The 18,581-nt window shown below is 40.6% G+C and carries 19 protein-coding genes, 1 pseudogene and 1 other annotated feature; of the genes and pseudogenes, 18 read left to right on the top strand and 2 right to left on the bottom strand.

What is annotated here, in order from left to right; genetic code table 11:
- Positions 1-446 precede the first annotated feature (446 nt).
- Together G593_RS0116980 and G593_RS0116975 are read left to right on the top strand one after the other, a co-directional pair.
- On the top strand, positions 447-1,430 hold the full coding sequence (locus tag G593_RS0116980; protein WP_029732449.1) for a radical SAM protein: 984 nt from the start codon (positions 447-449) through the stop codon (positions 1,428-1,430).
- Positions 1,430-2,299 (top strand): DMT family transporter, encoded by an 870-nt coding sequence (locus G593_RS0116975; protein ID WP_029732448.1) that lies wholly within the window; start codon positions 1,430-1,432, stop codon positions 2,297-2,299. The genes G593_RS0116980 and G593_RS0116975 overlap by 1 nt, the downstream gene beginning before the upstream one ends.
- A 113-nt stretch (positions 2,300-2,412) precedes the next feature.
- Here G593_RS0116975 and G593_RS0116970 read toward each other — a convergent pair whose 3' ends face one another.
- Together G593_RS0116970 and G593_RS0116965 are read right to left on the bottom strand one after the other, a co-directional pair.
- Positions 2,413-2,682: a glutaredoxin domain-containing protein gene (locus tag G593_RS0116970; protein WP_005338570.1), complete on the bottom strand. Its 270-nt coding sequence runs from the start codon at positions 2,680-2,682 to the stop codon at positions 2,413-2,415.
- A gap of 360 nt (positions 2,683-3,042) precedes the next feature.
- Positions 3,043-3,633: a TlpA family protein disulfide reductase gene (locus tag G593_RS0116965; protein WP_021841942.1), complete on the bottom strand. Its 591-nt coding sequence runs from the start codon at positions 3,631-3,633 to the stop codon at positions 3,043-3,045.
- A gap of 327 nt (positions 3,634-3,960) precedes the next feature.
- Here G593_RS0116965 and G593_RS0116955 point away from each other — a divergent pair, with 327 nt between their 5' ends.
- From G593_RS0116955 to G593_RS0116885, 16 genes and pseudogenes are all read left to right on the top strand, one after another.
- Complete coding sequence (locus G593_RS0116955) at positions 3,961-5,346, top strand: dicarboxylate/amino acid:cation symporter (protein WP_029732447.1); 1,386 nt, start codon at positions 3,961-3,963, stop codon at positions 5,344-5,346.
- A 3-nt stretch (positions 5,347-5,349) separates the two neighbouring features.
- Positions 5,350-5,844 (top strand): hypothetical protein, encoded by a 495-nt coding sequence (locus tag G593_RS0116950; protein WP_005332075.1) that lies wholly within the window; start codon positions 5,350-5,352, stop codon positions 5,842-5,844.
- Positions 5,845-5,867: 23 nt separating this feature from the next.
- Positions 5,868-7,370 carry a hypothetical protein gene (locus G593_RS0116945; protein ID WP_044994732.1) on the top strand — a complete coding sequence of 501 codons (1,503 nt, stop codon included), beginning with the start codon at positions 5,868-5,870 and terminating at the stop codon, positions 7,368-7,370.
- A gap of 390 nt (positions 7,371-7,760) precedes the next feature.
- Complete coding sequence (locus tag G593_RS0116940; RefSeq protein WP_029732445.1) at positions 7,761-9,047, top strand: aminotransferase class I/II-fold pyridoxal phosphate-dependent enzyme; 1,287 nt, start codon at positions 7,761-7,763, stop codon at positions 9,045-9,047.
- Between the two features lie 323 nt (positions 9,048-9,370).
- A complete protein-coding gene (locus G593_RS0116935) occupies positions 9,371-10,576 on the top strand; it encodes an ATP-binding protein (protein ID WP_029732444.1) in 1,206 nt (401 codons plus the stop codon).
- Between the two features lie 212 nt (positions 10,577-10,788).
- Positions 10,789-10,938, top strand: a complete 150-nt coding sequence (gene rpmG, locus G593_RS19865; RefSeq protein WP_005332089.1) for a 50S ribosomal protein L33 — start codon at positions 10,789-10,791, stop codon at positions 10,936-10,938.
- A 21-nt stretch (positions 10,939-10,959) separates the two neighbouring features.
- A complete protein-coding gene (gene secE / locus G593_RS0116930) occupies positions 10,960-11,166 on the top strand; it encodes a preprotein translocase subunit SecE (protein WP_005338558.1) in 207 nt (68 codons plus the stop codon).
- A gap of 27 nt (positions 11,167-11,193) precedes the next feature.
- Positions 11,194-11,709, top strand: coding sequence for a transcription termination/antitermination protein NusG (gene nusG / locus G593_RS0116925; RefSeq protein ID WP_005332091.1), 516 nt, complete (start codon positions 11,194-11,196; stop codon positions 11,707-11,709).
- Positions 11,710-11,771: 62 nt separating this feature from the next.
- Entirely contained in the window at positions 11,772-12,197 is a 426-nt protein-coding gene (gene rplK, locus G593_RS0116920; RefSeq protein ID WP_005338556.1) for a 50S ribosomal protein L11, read from the top strand.
- Positions 12,198-12,344: 147 nt separating this feature from the next.
- Positions 12,345-13,037, top strand: coding sequence for a 50S ribosomal protein L1 (gene rplA / locus G593_RS0116915; protein ID WP_005338554.1), 693 nt, complete (start codon positions 12,345-12,347; stop codon positions 13,035-13,037).
- 135 nt (positions 13,038-13,172) lie between these two features.
- Positions 13,173-13,319, top strand: a sequence feature (ribosomal protein L10 leader region).
- Between the two features lie 45 nt (positions 13,320-13,364).
- On the top strand, positions 13,365-13,901 hold the full coding sequence (rplJ, locus tag G593_RS0116910; protein WP_005338552.1) for a 50S ribosomal protein L10: 537 nt from the start codon (positions 13,365-13,367) through the stop codon (positions 13,899-13,901).
- Positions 13,902-13,990: 89 nt separating this feature from the next.
- Entirely contained in the window at positions 13,991-14,365 is a 375-nt protein-coding gene (rplL, locus tag G593_RS0116905; protein WP_005338550.1) for a 50S ribosomal protein L7/L12, read from the top strand.
- A gap of 349 nt (positions 14,366-14,714) precedes the next feature.
- The gene (locus G593_RS0116900; protein ID WP_029732443.1) at positions 14,715-15,689 is read left to right on the top strand and encodes a hypothetical protein; all 975 of its coding nucleotides are present in this window, start codon (positions 14,715-14,717) and stop codon (positions 15,687-15,689) included.
- A 196-nt stretch (positions 15,690-15,885) separates the two neighbouring features.
- Positions 15,886-16,770 carry a ribokinase gene (gene rbsK, locus G593_RS0116895; protein ID WP_029732442.1) on the top strand — a complete coding sequence of 295 codons (885 nt, stop codon included), beginning with the start codon at positions 15,886-15,888 and terminating at the stop codon, positions 16,768-16,770.
- 249 nt (positions 16,771-17,019) lie between these two features.
- A pseudogene (locus G593_RS19860) lies at positions 17,020-17,151 on the top strand (substrate-binding domain-containing protein); the annotation flags it as partial.
- Positions 17,152-17,170: 19 nt separating this feature from the next.
- Positions 17,171-18,172, top strand: a complete 1,002-nt coding sequence (locus G593_RS0116885; protein ID WP_029732441.1) for a LacI family DNA-binding transcriptional regulator — start codon at positions 17,171-17,173, stop codon at positions 18,170-18,172.
- The last annotated feature ends 409 nt before the right edge of the window (positions 18,173-18,581 follow it).

Here is an 18,581-nt window from a genome sequence, read left to right as displayed (position 1 = left end):
ATGTAGAGTAACTTTTGATTGTATGGTCGGTAAGACCACGGAGAGAAATCATCTCTCTGTAAGAATTAAAATATTTGTCCATAATGAACCTCCTAAAATAAATGATGTTTGTAATAAAAAAAGTAAAAACAAACACCTAAAGGGAGGCGGACGAATAAAAAAATCAGATATGTAATTGTTAAGAATAAAAAAACATGATAACATAAGCATAGCAGTTCTTTTGTGTGTAATTGTTTGAGTGTGGTAACTTAACAATATAACATATACAAAAAAACTGCTACTTTTATTTTTGAAAAAAAAGTGGCGACCTTATTGTACGTAACGCTAGCCATCGCGCCAGCGATTTGGTACAATATGAATACCTGTGGATAAGTGTAATATGTATGCACTCAAGAAGGTGGAATCTTACGGATTTAAAAGTAGTAGGTTGAATTGGAGGTAATGGTATGGAATATGAAGGTAGAATTTGTCGTGCGCCAATGGAACGTGCATCTTACATGCTGCCGGTCATGGTCGGCTGCTCTTATAATAAATGTAAATTCTGTAATCTGTTCAGAGATTTAAAATATCGTGAGCTGCCGCTTGAGCAGGTCGAAGAGGAACTGCAACGAGTGAAGAATCTGGGAGGAAATCCAAGAAAGATATTTCTTGGAGATGGTAATGCATTTGGACTGAAAATGGACCGACTGCGTGCGATACTTGATTTGATCGATAAATATTTTCCGGATTGTCAGATGATCAACATGGATGCGACTGTAACAAGTATCCGGCTGAAAAGTGATGAGGAACTTCAGGAATTATATGACCGCAAGGTGAGACATTTATATCTGGGGATTGAAAGTGGTCTGGATGATGTGTTGAAGTTTATGAGAAAAGAGCATACCCAGGATCAGGCGTATAAAGAAATCGCAAGAATCCAAAGAGTCGGATTGATTTTTGATGCACATGTTATGTCTGGTGTTGCCGGTAAAGGCAGAGGTCAGGAAAATGCAATCGCTCTGGCAGAGTTCCTGAACAAGACGCAGCCGGATCGTATTGTTAACTTCTCTTTATTTCTTCATAATCAGGTTGCACTTTATGAAGATATCAAATCCGGAGCATTTATTCCGGCAGATGAAGTGGAAAATATGGAAGAAGAGCGTACATTGATTGAGCTTCTGAAAGAAGGACCGGACGGACATCAAATGCTTTATGATGGATTTAATGACTTCCTGGAACTTCGTGTGAAAGGGAAAGCTCCGAAAGATGCACCACATATGATCGAGAAGCTGACAGAGGCGATTGAAAAATATAAAGACGAGCCGCCGATTTATGCCTATGTAAGAGGTGACTGCCCGGATTTGTCTATGTGTGACGGTGGGCGTTGGCTGTGGGAGATGGATGACAGTAAGCTGGCACAGTATAATGAAAAGGAAAAGAAACTGAGCTGATGAATACAAGAGTAAAAGGATTCATATATTTATTGCTGTCCGCAGTCTACTTTGGTTTTATGCCATTGCTTGTGAAAGTGATCTGCGCGGATGGAAGCACGATAGTGGGAGCATTATTTTTAAGGTTTGCCCTGGCAATCATTCCGTTGTACATTTACCTGAAAGTGCGGAAAGTTCCGATGGAGCTATCTGTGGAGGAAGGAAAAAAGATTTTGTGTGTGACGGTGTTTGGCTATGGCATCACAGCGCTTCTTTTGTATAGTGCGTACGATTATATGCCGTCAGGTATGGCGACGGTCATTCATTTTGGATATCCGGTTTTTGTGTTGCTTGGCAGTCTGATATTCCTACGAAGACGTGTGCCTAAGCTGAAAATTGTGTGTGTTGGTCTGTGCATGATCGGTATTTTCCTGTCCTATGCAGGAAGCGGCGGTGAGGCAAAGTTGATGGGATTTGTTTTTGCGCTTATATCCGGAATGACGTATGCATTTTACATATTATATCTGGAAGTGGGCGGGCTGCAGGATATCCCTGCTATGAAGATGATATTTTATATGAATATTGTTGGCTCCATTATGGTATTTTTGATTGGAAAAGTATCGGGAAGTTTTGTACTTCATATGAATGTAAACACATGGATCGCAGCGTTTGTTCTGTCCCTTGGCGCAGCATTTATTGGAGTGGGATTTTTTCAGTATGGCGTACAGTATGTGGGAGCCCAGGATGCGGCAATTTTAAGTACATTTGAACCGGTGACCAGTATGATCGTGGGGATTTTAGTCCTGTATGAGAGTGCAAGTCTTTCGTCGATGGCAGGCTGTATACTGATTCTTATATCCGTGACGGCAACTGCGTTCGCTAAGTCATGATAGATTTTTTGAATAGTGATAGAGAAAAAAGAACGAAAAGTATTAGAATAAGCATGCTTTTCGTTCTTTTTTTGTTGGCAGCGTTTATTATTAAGAGGTAAATGTGGATTTATTTAAACTTCTTCCTCTGCCCGTTTTACGACTTCGTCGATGTCCAGTGACAGGCTTCCGTCCTGGAACTGGAAGCAAGGAACGCCGACCCAGTGGTTTTCCTTTACTTCATCAAAGATCGGGTTTGTGTCGCGGAGTGTGAGGAAACGTTTCAGATATCCGATATTGTCGGAAAATTCCATATACAGATATTGGATTCCTTTCTCTTTTAAAATTTCTTCTGCCTCGACGCAGTCCGGGCATGCTTTTGTTCCATACATTACAACTTTCATGTGTAACTCCTTTCTTTTTTTTAATTTTTTCCTGTCTGCTATACGGGTTTGCAAAATATTCAAGTCGAACATCCGTGAGACTTGGCGCGTGATTCTGGTCAGCAAAGCTGACATATTCCTATCAGAATCACTGCGCATCCTCGCGGAGCGTTTATCTCAGTCGGAGACCTAACTCCCACTGAGACAAATTTGCTATTACTCACCACCTGAAGAGGTGGGAGTCTTCTCGACTGAGATAAAGTGCTAAGTGTACTGCTTGCTTTGTGCGGTCTGAATTCATGTGTGTTTAAACCGGCTTTAGATTCATCGGACTTGAGCCAGACTATCTAAATTGCTTGTGAATCTGGAGTCTGTCGTGAATTAGTTTGCTTCGTAAGCTTCCTGTAAAGCACGGCGCAGCTTCGTGTACTGGCTGTCTGCATCTTTTGCTCCGAGAAATGTCTCGGTAACAAGTCCGTCTTTTCCTACTATAACTGTATAGGGGATACCGGCACTCGGATAAAGATTACTGATATTGCTTTCGGTGTCGCAGGCAACCGGAAATGAATAATTCTTTGCCTCGATAAATGTATCAATAGTATCTTCATCTTCGCCTACATTTACTCCGACAATTACAATCTGGTCACCATACTCTTCATAAAGCTTCTCGATGGCGGGCATTTCCTTGACGCAGTTGCTGCACCAGGTTGCCCAGAAGTTCAAAAGAATAACCTGTCCTTTCTTATCGGAGAGGGTAAAAGTTTCGCCGTTATTCAACTTGGCGGTAAAATCCGGTGCTTCACTTCCAATTGCCATCTCCTGGTGAAGAGCAGAACTTCGTTTCCCGCTTTTCTTTCCGGAAGATGTATCATTGGTCTGACCGCCTGAGCAGCCAATCAGGACAAAGACAGAGAAAAAACACAGACAAAAACAGAACAGTGGTTTATAAATTTTTTTGAAAAATTTAAACATGTTTCGTGTCTGCCTCCTGTGATTTTGCTGAAAATATATTGTAGTTTCGTACAAATGAAGTATACAACATTTTCACCGAAATATACAAGACATACAAAGGGAAAGCTTTATTGAAAAAAAGAATATATAGAGATGCTTTTATCAAAAATCTTTATTGGACAAATGAAGGATATCAGATGTATGATTATTCGGGATTTGTATGTGACTGCCTGAAACAATATGACAGATGGAAGGCGGGGATATACATTTTTATAAGGAAATAGAATTCCTTATCAGTAACTATAAGTATTTCTAATCTAAAGGAGAAGAAAAAGGAGGTTTTTCAAAATGGATGCACTTTTAAGTGTAAACTGGATAGCTCTTCTTGTACTTATGATCGCTCTGCTTTCTTTTAAAGCACTGAACTGGATCGCGTACAGAGTGAACTGGACAGTTGTAATTCTGATCAGTATGGTCATTGGTGCTGTCATTGGGGTAGTATTTGCTTCAGAGGGGAACACATACCTTGTGTGGCTGAATTTAATTGGACAGGCTTATGTAAAACTGATCAAAGCTTTGGTAGCACCGGTAATTTTAGTATCGGTTATTTCAGGACTGATTTCTCTGAACGATAAAGAGAAGATGAAAAAAATCGGAACGAAATCAGTATTCTGGCTTCTTATAACATCTGTAACAGCCATTGTTGTTACACTTGTTGTCGGAGCAGTGACTAATATTGGTAAAGGAGCAGGAGCAGTGTTTGCAGACATTTCCAGTGTCACAGACGCTACACTGAGCGCTTATCAGGAGATGAAAACATCTTTTGATACCATTCTTCTGAATCTGGTTCCAAGCAATATCGCAGCAGATCTGGCAGCAGATAATATTGTTGCGATCATCATTATTGCGGTTGCAGTTGCAGTTGCTTATGTAAGCATTTCTTCAGAAGAGGGGGAAGATAAAGTTCTTGTGATCAAGAAACTGATTGAGGCAGTTAAAAAGGTCATTTTCAACATTCTTGCATATGTGATTGATCTTACACCATACGCAGTGCTTTGCCTGACAGCATGTTCTGCAAGTCAGCTCTTAAGCGACAAAGAGGCGCTGGTACAGCTCGTACTTCTTGTTGTGATGGTGTTTGTTGCATGTCTTATCCAGTCATATGTTGTCAATGCGGTAATCTTGAAATCATTTGCCAAGGTCAATCCGCTGAAGTTCTTTAAGAAAACATTTGACGCACAGGCAACAGCATTTACAACAACAAGTAGTGTTGGAACAATGCCGATCACAATCGACAGACTGATCCGTAAAGTTGGTGTTGATGAGGAGGTCGCAAACTTTACAGCGCCTCTTGGAACAACAATCGGTATGGCAGGATGTACATGTGTATGGCCAATTCTTCTTGCAATGTTTTACCTTAATGCAACAGGACAGAGCTGGGGCGTAAGCCAGTACCTTGTTATGTGCTTTATGTGTCTGGTACTTTCCCTTGGAAGCGCTGGAATGCCGGGAGTTGGAGTTATCACAGCAGTATCTCTGTTCAGCGCAGTGAATCTGCCGATCGCAGCAGTTGTACTTTTGATTCCAATCAACAACATTACAGACATGGTACGTACTCTTACAAATGTTACAGATGCCAGCGTATGTGCAGCAGTTGTAGCTCGTCAGAACGGACTTCTGAATGACGAAGTATTTGCAAAAGAGGACGAGAAATTAGAGAAAGGAGAGGCGTAAATCATGAAAAAATCAACCATCGCATTAATCGTAGCTGCAGTTGTATGTCTTGGCCTCTCAGCATTCTCAGCAAAAGCTTCTGTTACAAGAACGAACGAAGCTATTGAAGAAATTGGAGAGGTTACTTACTCCGAAGATTGCAAGGCAAAGATCGACCGTGCAGTGGAGTACTACAACGCACTCGACAAAAACCTGGACCTGCAGGAAAAAGTGAATAAAGAAGATATGAAAAATTTCGATGCTGCTAAAATTGAGTATGCACGTCTGGCAATCAAAGCTGCCAGTGTTGCAGATGCAAGAAAAGTACCGGAAGGATATACTTCTGATGATATTAAGAAATTTGTAACAGAGGCACGCGAAGTCGTAGACAGCTATCTGAGTGCTGATCAGACAAGTATGGTACCAAACTATGCGGACCTCACAGAACTGGAAAAAGAATATACTTCAACAGGTGGATCTGGCGGATCTGATGAAGAAGTATCCGTTCCGATGTGCTAGGAAGACAGAGAGGAGATTTAATGATGAAAAGAAAAATGATCTCGGCTGTTCTTGCTGCGGTAATGACAGTCGGAATGATAACAGGATGTGGAAGCAGCCAGGCAACAACAGAAAACAAAGCTGATAAGGCTGATAAGCTTGAGAGTCAGACAAGCCTTTCTTCTACGGATTATGATTTTGAAAAAGAATATGCATATGGAGATTTTAATGCACATTCAAGAGCTGACGAAGATCGTCAGGACGGAATCGATACATTTGAAGACAAAGATATCGTATTCCAGGATATTACGTACGATCAACTTATCGACATTCTTGGCAGTGAAGGAAACTACATGATTCAGCTTAGCGGATCATGGTGCCATAATAGCCGTGCAATGAGCCCGTTTATCAACAAATATGCAAAAGAGTACGGTATTGATACAGTATACTCTTATGACTTTAACATCAACAATGGTGATGACGGATCTTTATTCGTTCGTATGTCTAATGAGAAGACAACACCTGGAACAAAGCTGAACTATATGTATGGTGAGATGGTTTCCAGATATCTGACAAACTTAGATGACTGGGTAGAGTATCCATCTACACATGCAACAGCACTTTCTTATACAAATGCAGATGGCAAAGAGGTTACGGTTGGAAGACTTCAGCAGCCGATCGTATTTGTATACAACAAAGACAACAAAGTAGATTACAGCAACTCCGGAAACGGAAGCACTTCCTGCCCAATCATGTATGCATTTGAGAAAATGGTTGAGCGTGATTCAAAGGGAGTCTACACAAAGAGATTCGATGATGACGGAAATCCGGTTCTTGATGAGAATGGTAACCAGATCCGTGATTATATTACGGATGAGTATGATGCAAGTGTAAAAGAGATGTTCGATTTTATCAAAAATAACAATATTGAACTTTCTACATATTCAAAAACAGATCACTTGCGCGATGTATTTAACAGCTATGGAAGCGAAATCTTCTCAGCAGACCAGCAGATCAATGTATATCCGGTAACATACAGACAGCTGAAATGGCTTCTGAATGAAGACGGAAATGCAATGGTTATGATCGGCGGCGCCGGAGATGAGAAAACACGTGCCGTTATCTCAAGAGTGAATGACTATGCAGTAAAGAATAACGTTCGCGTATATCTTTATGATCCGCAGGTGGACGGAGATGTGACAACAGGACGTTGGGGATACAAGCAGTCTATGAATATTCTTGATGAAAATGCAATCGTGAACCTGATGTACACAGACCTTGTAAAGGGTGCACTTACAAACCTTGAAGTTGCACATTCTATGTCTGACGGTACAGCGCTGATCCAGGAGCCATTCCTGTTCGCATTCAACAAAGATGCTAAGGACGCTGACGGATTTACAGCACCGATCAAAGCATGGGCTGAGCTGACATATACGCAGGATCCAGAGACAAGATTCTACATTGGTAAAGAGGCTAATCAGAAATCCTGCGACAGCAGTATCGAGTCTGTATTTGCAGCTTATGCCGGAGAAGAGGCAGCAGAGTAAAACATTGCAAATATGCCTGCCTAAAGATGAGAATTTGAGAGTACGCCTATAATAAGAATGGATATAAATTAAGAAGACAGTCGTTTTGCGCAGAAGTGCAGGATGGCTGTCTTCTTATTATACAATAGGAACTTACATTTCCTATTATACAAAAAAACTCCAGCAGGATGCGCACTCGCGCGAATAAGAATTATGCCGTAAGCGGCCATGCTCAGTGCGAGAATGCAGTAAATGACGGAATGATATCGGCGAAATGCATATGGAGACGAAAAAATAAGCATTTTCTTTATAAAATTAGTAGAAAATGCAAGTTTATGTTGTAATTTCTTCAAATTTTGGTAAAATAGCATATAGCGAAAAAGATAACATAAAAAGCAGGAGGAATGCCGTATGAAACCGTATAGCAAGTTGACGAAAGAAGAGCTGAAAAAGTTAAAAGGTCAGTTAGAGAAACAATTCGAAGAAGTGAAAGCAAAAGGAATACATTTGGATATGTCCCGTGGTAAACCGTCAAAAGCACAGCTGGATCTGAGTAATGGTCTGATGGACGTGCTGAATGGGGACAGTGACCTGGTAAGCTCTGATGGAGTAGACTGCCGTAACTACGGTGTTCTGGATGGAATTACAGAGGCAAGAAAATTACTGGCAGATATGTCAGAAGTGCCAGAGAGAAATATTCTGATTTACGGAAACTCCAGCCTGAATGTAATGTTTGATACAGTATCAAGAGCTATGACTCATGGTATCATGGGAAGCACACCATGGTGCAAATTAGATAAAGTAAAATTCTTATGTCCGGTTCCGGGATACGACAGACATTTTGCGATTACAGAGTATTTTGGAATTGAAATGATCAATGTACCGCTTCTTCCGACAGGTCCGGATATGGATATGGTAGAGAAATTGGTGGCAGAAGATCCTGCAATCAAAGGAATCTGGTGCGTACCGAAGTATTCTAACCCGACAGGTGTATCTTACTCTGATGAGACAGTCAGAAGATTTGCACACTTGAAACCGGCAGCAAAAGACTTCCGTATCTTCTGGGATAATGCATATTCAATCCATCATCTTTATGATGACAAGAGAGACGTTATCCTTGAACTGTTAAATGAATGTATCAAAGCAGGCAATCCGGATATGGTATTCAAATTTATTTCCACATCCAAGGTTTCTTTCCCTGGATCCGGAATTGCAGCACTTGCTGCATCCAGAGCGAATATCGAAGATGCGAAGAGCTTTATGAAGTTCCAGACAATCGGACATGACAAGCTGAACCAGCTCCGCCATGTAAGATTCTTTAAAGATATGCCGGGAATGTATGAACATATGAGAAAACATGCCGCTATCCTTCGTCCGAAATTCGAAAAGGTTGAAGATGTTCTGGAGAAAGAAATTGGCGGACTTGGAATCGGAACATGGACAAAGCCACTCGGCGGATATTTTATTTCTTTCGATTCAATGGATGGCTGTGCAAAGGCAATTGTGGCAAAAGCAAAAGAAGCTGGTCTGATCATGACAGGCGCCGGAGCAACATTCCCATACGGAAAGGATCCAAAAGACAGCAATATCCGTATTGCACCTTCCTTCCCGACAGTTGAGGAACTTGCACAGGCATCAGAAATCTTTGTACTCAGTGTAAAACTTGTCAGCGTAGAGAAACTGCTTGGAGCAAAATAAGATAATTCAAGAATGCCGAGGCATTCTTGCTGCGAGGTGTGGGAGTGCAAAGAACAGAACAATCCGCAGGCATCATAGTTGGGGTTTTTGCCCCAACATCATATAATAAGAAGATAGAGCCCCTGTAAGAACGAGAAAATCTTACAGGGGCTTTTGCATAGAAAAATATTTACAACATATAATAGGAAGAAAATAAAATATTGTTTCGCAAATAGCAAAGAATGGCAAAAACTAATGCGAAATAAAAAGTTTTTACCATTTATAGTAAAAAGTATTGATTTTTAAATAAAAGATACATTATAATGTAAAAAAGAGGTGATATCATGATTGTAGAAAGAAAAGAATATCTGGATAAATTGATTTCGTGGAAAGATAAGCGGATCATAAAAATTGTGACCGGGGTACGCCGCTGTGGAAAGTCTATGCTTTTGAAAATATATCAGAATTATTTGAAAAATCAGGGAATCGACGAAAACCAGATAATCGCAATTAATTTTGAAGATTTAGATTATGAAGAATTGACGGATTATAAAAAGCTATATGCCTATTTGAAAGAACGATTGATAGAAGGAAAAATGACATATATTTTTTTGGATGAGATACAGAATGTCGAAAATTTTCCGAAGGTACTGGACAGCTTGTATATAAAGGAGTATGTAGATATTTATGTGACCGGTTCTAATGCGTATATGTTGTCCAGTGAAATTGCGACCATGATTTCAGGCAGATATGTGCAGATTGAGATGCTTCCACTGTCGTTCAAGGAATATGTGGAGAGTACGGGAAGTATGAATGACAGAGGAATCAAATATGCGGAATATTTGCAGAACAGTTCATTTCCGTATACGCTGGAGCTGAAAAATCAGCCGGAGCAGATCCGGGAATATCTGGAAGGTATTTACAATACGATTGTTGTGAAGGATATTGTCAGCAGGAAGAAAGTAACAGATACGATGATGCTAAAAAGCGTGCTGCGCTTTGTATTTGACAATATCGGGAATCCATTGTCGTCCAAAAAGATTGCAGATACGATGACTTCAGATGGCAGAAAGATTGATACGAGAATGGTAGAAAAATATCTGGAAGCCTTCAGTGAAAGCTATATTATTTATCAGGCAAAGCGCTATAATATAAAAGGAAAGCAATATTTAAAAACGCTCGAAAAATATTATGTCGTAGATATCGGCCTGCGGTATATGCTGTTGGGAAACAGACAGGTAGATGCAGGACATATTCTGGAAAATATTGTGTATCTGGAACTATTGCGGCGTGGCTATGAAGTTTATGTTGGTAAGATCGATACATTTGAAGTGGACTTTGTGGCACAGAAAAGTCAGGAAATGATTTATTATCAGGTCGCGTTATCCGTACATGATGAAAAAATATTACAGAGAGAATTGCGCCCGCTTCAGGCAATCCGGGATCACTATCCGAAAATGATTCTGACGATGGATGAAGAGCCGGAAGAGCAGTACGATGGAATCCGACGTATAAATGCAAGAGACTGGCTGCTTGGGATCATAGAATAGAGTGTAAGACTAGATTCAGCCCAATGTGGAATTTACTTTTTTATTTAACGGGTACGAAATGTCAAAAGAAAAAAGGCTTGCTTTTTATCTCGCAGTATGGTACACTATCCTAGCGAATGGAAGTAGGTCTTTTTTTTATGCCTAAAAACTAGGTAGCCTCGCAAGCTACCAAGCAACAAGTTAACAAAGAAATATAAAGCGAGGTGGAAGTTGTGCGTACAAGAATCACATTAGAATGTACAGAATGCAAGCAGCGTAACTACAACATGACTAAGGATAAGAAAACTCATCCTGAGCGCATGGAGACTAAGAAGTACTGCAAGTTCTGTAAGTCACACACATTGCACAAGGAGACAAAATAGTCGTAAAGGAGTGTGTACGTCATGAGTGAGAAATCTCAAAAGACTCAGAAGAAGAACTGGTTCAAAGGTCTTGACGCAGAGTTTAAGAAAATCATTTGGCCAGACAAGCAGACACTTGTAAAAGAGACGGCGGCAGTAGTTTCCGTATCCGTAGTGCTGGGAGCAATCATCGCATTAGTTGATTTCCTGGCTCAGCATGGAATTGACATTCTGGTCAATCTGGGCTAGACACTAACGAGCAGGAAAGGTGAGTTTATGTCAGAAGCAAAATGGTATGTAGTTCATACCTATTCCGGGTATGAGAACAAAGTAAAAGCCAACATTGATAAGTCGGTTGAGAACAGACATCTGGAGGATCAGATCCTTGAAGTCAGAGTTCCGCTGCAGGACGTTGTTGAACTTAAGAACGGAGTGCAGAAGGTATCTCAGAAGAAGATGTTTCCGGGATATGTATTGATTCATATGATTATGAATGATGATACCTGGTATGTTGTGCGTAACACAAGAGGTGTGACAGGATTTGTAGGTCCGGGATCTAAGCCGGTACCGCTTACAGATGCAGAGATGGCACCACTTGGAATTCAGCAGGACAACATTGTAGTAGACTTTGAAGTCGGTGACACCGTACAGGTTGTTGCCGGTGCGTGGGCAGATACAGTCGGAGTGATCCAGGCTATGAACGCGCAGAAGCAGAGTGTTACAATCAATGTTGAGCTGTTCGGTCGCGAAACACCGGTTGAAATTAGTTTCGCAGAAATTAAACGAGTGTAACGTAAATACGAAACGTGGGAGGGGCCGTATGGTTCCGCCATTACCACAAGGAGGTAATTGAAATGGCAAAAAAAGTAGAAGGTTATATTAAATTACAGATTCCTGCCGGCAAAGCAACTCCGGCACCACCGGTTGGACCAGCTCTTGGACAGCACGGTGTAAACATCGTTGAATTCACAAAGCAGTTCAACGCTAAGACAGCAGATCAGGGAGATATGATCATCCCTGTAGTTATCACAGTTTACAACGATAGAAGCTTTAGCTTCATCACAAAGACACCACCGGCAGCAGTTCTGATCAAGAAAGCATGCAACATCAAATCAGGATCTGGTGTTCCGAATAAGAATAAAGTTGCTACAATCACAAAAGCTCAGGTAGAGGAGATTGCTAAGACAAAAATGCCAGACCTGAACGCAGCAACTGTAGAGGCAGCTGCCAGCATGATCGCTGGAACATGCCGTTCTATGGGAGTAACTGTAGTAGACTAGTCCCTGGTTGTTCTTTAAGACGGGCGAGGCCAAGCGCGGTGTGCGCGCGGACGAACCTGACGAAAAGAATTTCCTTGATAATGATGAAACTGAAGTAAATGGATGTGGGAGGGTTATCCCGACATTACCACTAGGAGGTTATTTATAATGAAAAGAGGAAAGAAATACGTTGAGGCTGCAAAAGCTATCGACAGAGGAACACTCTATGATGTAGCAGACGCAGTAGCATTGGTTAAAAAAACTGCAGTAGCAAAATTTGATGAGACAATCGAGGCTCATATCAGAACAGGTTGTGACGGACGTCACGCTGACCAGCAGATTCGTGGAGCAGTTGTACTGCCACACGGAACAGGTAAAAAGGTTCGTATCCTTGTATTTGCTAAAGACGCTAAAGCTGAGGAAGCTAAAGCTGCTGGAGCAGATTTCGTAGGCGGAGACGAGCTCATTCCAAAGATCCAGAACGAGAACTGGTTCGAATTCGACGTAGTTGTAGCTACACCAGATATGATGGGTGTTGTTGGACGTCTCGGACGTGTACTTGGACCAAAAGGTCTCATGCCTAACCCGAAGGCTGGTACAGTAACAATGGACGTTACAAAAGCAATCCAGGATATCAAAGCTGGTAAGATTGAGTACAGACTTGACAAGACAAACATTATCCATGTACCAGTAGGTAAAGCTTCCTTTACCGAAGAGCAGCTTGCAGACAACTTCCAGACGCTGATCGATGCAATCAATAAAGCTAAACCGGCAGCAGTAAAAGGACAGTACCTTAAGACTGTAACTCTTACTTCTACAATGGGACCTGGTGTAAAGATCAACCCAATGAAGCTGGCATAAGCATTTCTGAATTCATACAGAAATATGGACTCCCCAGAAAGAGAAATCTTTCTGGGGAGTTTTTTTGGTGTGAAAAAATAACCAAAAAAGGATATTTAATACGAAAAAATAGTTGACAAACGCAAGAGTGTATGATAATCTATTCAAGGACTGCCGAAGACAGTAGGTGTGCGATGCACGTAAGGACAGAATACAAGGACGCCTACCGAGGGATGATCGATACAAAATGTATGATTTGCAAACCTCTATTGTCTTAGGATATAGAGGTTTTATTTTATATCTATCGGCGGTGTATAACCCAAAATCTAATAAGGAGGTGCACCATTCGTGGCAAAAGTTGAATTAAAACAACCAGTAGTACAGGCTATTGCAGAGGACATCAAAGATGCAGCAAGTGTTGTATTAGTTGACTACCGTGGACTGACTGTTGCTGAGGACACAGCTCTTCGTAAACAGCTCAGAGAAGCAGGTGTAATCTACAAAGTTTGTAAGAACACAATGATGAAGAGAGCTTTTGAAGGAACTGATTTCGCTGCTTTAGATGAGCACTTGGAAGGACCAAGCGCTATCGCAATTTCTAAAGACGATGCAACAGCTCCGGCAAGAATCATTTGCAATTTCGCAAAAGATGCTAAGGCTCTTGAGTTAAAAGCAGGTGTTGTAGAAGGCACTCTTTATGATGTGAACGCTCTTAATGAGTTAGCTAAGATTCCATCAAGAGACGTACTTATTTCCAAATTGCTTGGAAGCTTACAATCACCTATTACAAATCTTGCTCGTGTACTTAATCAGATCGCAGAGCAGGGTGGAGCTGAGGCTTGTGAAGCAGCTCCAGCAGCAGAAGAAGCTGCAACAGAGGAGTAAGAGTAGATAATACTCGCCCCTGTCTGATCTCACAGAGACGGACATAAAACTATTTCATAATAAAAATGTTAAAAATGGAGGAAAATAAAATGGCAAAGTTAACAACAGCAGAATTTATCGATGCTATCAAAGAGTTATCTGTATTAGAGTTAAATGATCTTGTAAAAGCTTGTGAAGAAGAATTTGGCGTATCCGCAGCAGCAGGTGTTGTAGTAGCAGCAGCTGGAGCAGAGGGTGGAGCAGCAGAGGAGAAAGATGAGTTCGACGTAGAGCTTGTATCCGCTGGTGCAGCTAAAGTTAAAGTTATCAAAGCAGTTCGTGAGATCACAGGTCTTGGACTGAAAGAAGCTAAAGAGTTAGTAGACGGAGCTCCAAAGGTAGTTAAAGAGGGTGCTTCCAAAGCAGAAGCTGAGGACATCAAAGCTAAACTTGAGGCTGAGGGTGCAGAGGTTAACCTTAAATAATTTCAAATTTCAGATTTTTAAAGGCCGTTCCAAAAGGGACGGTCTTTTTTGTGCAATTCAGGGGAATTTTTTTGCTTTTCTGGAGATTTATAAATACAAAGTCTAGCTACAATTCCGACTATATTAATTTGTAAAAAATATCTAGACATGATATATCAACTATGGTACAATCTTTTCAAGCATTATATTTCCAAGATCTTGAAGGTTTGTACCATTTCTATTTTCAATATATTTTCTAGGAATTTTCAATGCTTGAATTACCACGATGAACAAGCAGAAGGGATTCTTAGAAAACTTAGAAACAGTCAGGAGGAGAGTCCTTTCGAACACAGAAGAAGGAGGATACTGAATGACAAAAAGTATGAAGGCAGTAAGGGACAGAAAAACGGATAACAGAAGAATCTCACAAAATATGGAAAAAGCCTTTAAGAAAATGGCACAAGTATTTGGATATCCAAATCGCGAGTACAAAGACCGGGTGTTCCGAATGTTGCTGAAGGAACCCAAAGTAGCACTGGAAGTTTACAACGCTATGAATGGAACTTCGTACGATAATCCAGACGAACTGATTATAACAACGTTGGAAAATGCAGTTTATTTAGGTATGAAGAATGATGTGTCATTTATATTGGGAACACAGCTGGTTTTATATGAACATCAATCAACGCCGAATCCTAACATGCCATTACGGAATCTGGCATATGTGGCTTGCGTTTATATGGCGTATGTATTTGGGGATAATCTGTATGGACGGAAGTTGATTAAGATACCAGAACCAAGATTTGTAGTATTCTATAATGGAACAGACAAGATGCCGGAACAGAGTGTTTTGCGTTTATCAGATGCTTATGAAAGTAAATCTGAAGAATTGGATTTAGAACTGAGGATCCGATTCATAAATATAAATCCTGGATATAATGAGGAAATGGTAGAAAAAAGTCCGACATTATATCAATATGTGAAATTTGTGGATGCAGTTCGCAAATATCAGCAGCAAATACCATTCCCGGAAGCAGTGGAAAAAGCAATTGACGAATGTATCAAAAAAGGTATTCTTGCAGAGTTTTTAAGGAAGAATAGAGCAGAGGTGTTAAGAGTGAGCATATTTGAGTATGATGAAGAAAAACATATGAGGATGGAACGAGAAGAAAGTCGGGAAAATGGAATTGCGATTGGAATAGTTAAGACCGCTCAAAAGTATCATGCAGAGAAAGAACAGATTATCAATCAAATCAGTGATGAATTAAATGTGTCACATCAGGAAGCAGAAACAATATATTCTGAAGTAGAAGAGTATATAAAAACATCTCAAGAAGAAAAATAATAAAAAAATATGCAAGTTGCATAAAAACATTTTGCAGAAAATATGCAATACCGCTGAAATTACCAAACGTAATTGACGGCGGTATTTTTTGTTACTATAATATAAATAAATGAAACGGGTTTCAGAAATGCGTTTCACAAACAGAAGAGAAAAAGACATGAATAAATAAAAAGACAAGAAAAGGAGAGAAGGAGTTATGAAACTGGCAGTTGTAGGAAGTATCAACACGGACATGACCGTAATAGCGGAGAGAATTCCACTTAAGGGTGAGACATTGATGGGCGATAGTTTAAGCTATATTCCAGGTGGAAAAGGCGCAAACCAGGCTGTTGCTATGGCAAAACTTGGTGCTGAAGTTGAGATATTCGGCTGTGTTGGTGATGATGACAATGGACGCAGAATGCTAGATAATCTGAACAAGGTTGGCGTAAAGACAGAGCATATCCAGGTTTTAGAAGGTGTGCCGACAGGAATTGCGATGATTACAGTTGGTGAGAGTGACAATACAATTATTGTTGTTCCGGGAGCAAATGGGAAAGTTGACAAGGCTTATGTGGATGGAATCAAAGATGAACTGGTGAAATATGACATGGTAGTTCTTCAGCATGAGATTCCGCTTGAGACAGTTCATTATATCGCAGAGTTTTGTTACGAAAAAAATATTCCAGTCGTACTGAATCCGGCACCGGCAGCAGAAGTGCCGATGGATATCATCGACAAAGTTACATACGTGACACCAAATGAGCATGAAGCAGTGCTGATCTTTGGAGACGAGTTGAGTACAGAAAATCTTTTGAAGAAGTATCCGGAGAAGCTTGTGATTACACAGGGATCCCGAGGAGTGTCTACATGCCTGAAAAATGGAGAAGTGCTGACAGTACCTGCAAGAAAGGCAAATGTGGTGGATACGACAGGAGCAGGAGATACGCTGAATGGGGCATTTTCTGTAAGAATTGCAGCAGGTGATGATATGAAGAGTGCTCTTGCTTATGCGAATGTAGCGGCAAGCCTTTCCACGGAGAAATTCGGTGCACAGACAGGAATGCCGACAGCAGAAGAAGTTGAAAAGGAAATGAAGTAAATATCCATAAAATATGACAGGAGATATAGACATAGACATGAAAAGACATGGTATTTAAATAGTGATATTTCAAGAGTGCTTTCTTATATGGGGCACACAGACTGAATCTGTATCGAGGACTGCGGACTTCCGATCTCGGACGAGACAGAGAGAATTGATCTTGCACTGAAATTTGGACAGCCGAGATTTCTGGAAAGATCATTATAGATGGAAGAGAAGCTCAAAATAAGAGTCCACAGTAGGCAATGAAAAATGGCAGCTACTGTAGCACAGAAACCGGATCTTATGGGTGCAACAGCAGTTGAGACCGCTCAGAAGATTTTAAATGGAGAAACAGTAGACAAAGAGATCCCAGTCGAGGTAGAATTAATTACAAAGTAAGACTAAGGGGAACGGATCATTGACTAGCATAAGAGAAGTGGCAAAGCTTGCCGGAGTATCTCCGGCAACGGTGTCACGTGTGATGAATGGAACTGCAAATGTAAATGAAGAGAAGAAAAAACGCGTAGAGGCAGCGATTAAGGAGACAGGATTTCAACCAAATGAACTGGCGAGAGCTTTATATAAGAAGTCATCGAAGATGATCGGGATGATCGTGCCGGATATTGAAAACCCGTTTTTTAGTGAGCTTGCGAAAGCGGTGGAAGATACGGCATATCAGAACGGATACCGGATTCTTCTTTGCAGTTCGGGTGGAGACGAAGAGAAGGAGGCTGTAAACATTCAGATGTTCAATCAGCTCCGGGCAGATGGAATCGTTGTGATGACGAACTGCGCAGAGACAGGGAAAGTGTTGGAGGACTGTCCGATACCGGTCGTCCTTGTTGACCGCAAGCTTGATGGATTTAAAGAAAATGCATTAATTGAGGCGGACAACTACAAAGGCGGCTGTCTGGCAGCAGAGCATCTGGTGAAATGTGGCAGCAAGAATATTGTCTGTATGAAAGAGCCGACTGGTTATTCCAGCGGGCGCAGACGATACGAAGGTTATCTGGATGTGTGTAAAAAATATAATCTTAAAGAACAGAGTGTGGACTGTCGTTATAATTATGAGAGTGGACTTCGGGCAGCAGAAGAGATTCTTAAGAAGTATCCGGAAGTTGACGGGGTAGTTGCAGGAAATGATATTGTAGCAATGTCGGTATATAAGGTGTTCGCAAGACACGGAAAGAAAATACCGCAGGAAGTTCAGCTTGTAGGATTCGATGATGTCGGGTTCGGCGAATTATTTATTCCAGAGCTGACGACCATACATCAGCCGATTCGGGAGATGGGGCATCTGGCAGCAGAGATTATTCTCAAAGCTGTGAATGGGGAACCTTACGAGAAGAAAAATATATTTGACGTGAAGCTTATCGAGCGGGAGACAACAAAAAACAATAGAAATTTGAAATTTGCTTAAACTTTTATTTAAACTTTTAAACTGAGGGTTTGCATTTTAGGGAAAAATAGTGTACAATTGAAAATAATAGTAACAGTTCAGCCTTCGGCTGAACTAAAATATAAAAAACAGAGAAATTTTATTTTTTGGAGGAAGAACTTATCCACAGTTTCTTCCTCATTTTTTTGAATATCCTTTATCTAACAGAACTATTAATTACATTTTGATTAAAATACTTTATTAGGAATAAATTTGGGCTATTTTTTGTGGACAACTATTCTTGATAAGTTGCTAAAATCAATTTTTATCCACCGTCATTTTGACGACAACGTTTTATAATAAATTTTTCTTTTTATTCGATTTCTGTTAAACTACTTTTATCGGAAATCGAAAGAAAAGGGGGAGAATCTTATGGGACGAAAAAGCAATT

This window comes from Dorea sp. AGR2135 (assembly GCF_000420885.1).
In the GTDB taxonomy this organism is placed as follows: domain Bacteria; phylum Bacillota; class Clostridia; order Lachnospirales; family Lachnospiraceae; genus Dorea; species Dorea formicigenerans.
This window is presented reverse-complemented; position numbering and strand designations above follow the sequence as displayed.